The organism is Psychrobacter sp. 1U2 (genome assembly GCF_051847575.1).
The window spans coordinates 1-573 of the sequence record NZ_JBPYDC010001565.1 but is presented as its reverse complement, the minus strand read 5'-3'; the positions used below and the strand labels follow the sequence as shown (position 1 = coordinate 573).

Genomic DNA, 573 nt, shown 5'->3' with positions numbered 1-573 from the left:
ATACCAGGACCAATTTCTATTAAGTTGTCATTACGATCCAAACGGATACTATCAACAATCTGGCGAATAATACTGCTGTCATGCAAGAAATTCTGACCAAAGCGTTTTCGCGGTTGGTGTTTGGCAGTTCGTAAGCTAGCTGCTAATGTCTTGGCATCAAACGAGTTTGTGGACATAAAAGATTCTTAATTAGTAAAATAATAAAATAAAAATGAGGGTACAGAGCAACACAATAGCTTGGTCTTGAACATCGACAATATAATACGATGAAAAAGGTGACTTTTATAGCTTTGTTATTGGTGCTTGGTGCAAAATTATACCATAGCTTATAATCCGGCTGTATTTTAGCACTGAGCTAAATTACGCATTTATGATGTAGTCAATGATTTATCAGCCATTTCATTCGCCATGATTAATGCTTGATACAAGCTTGTGGCACTTGCCTCGCCGCGACCTGCCAAGTCCAGCGCTGTACCATGATCGACTGAGGTGCGAATATAAGGCAATCCTAGTGTTAAGTTAACCGTATCGCCAAAACCATGCGACTTTAACACAGGCAGTCCTTGGTCATGA

General features: G+C 39.6%; 2 protein-coding genes. Both read right to left on the bottom strand.

The genetic code is table 11. The annotated features are described in order from the left end of the window. On the bottom strand, positions 1-176 hold a 176-nt coding region (locus tag ACS8FD_RS23210), incomplete at its 3' end, for an rRNA adenine N-6-methyltransferase family protein (RefSeq protein ID WP_439277591.1). A 192-nt stretch (positions 177-368) separates the two neighbouring features. Then, on the bottom strand, positions 369-573 hold a 205-nt coding region (locus ACS8FD_RS23205; protein ID WP_439277590.1), incomplete at its 5' end, for a 4-hydroxythreonine-4-phosphate dehydrogenase PdxA.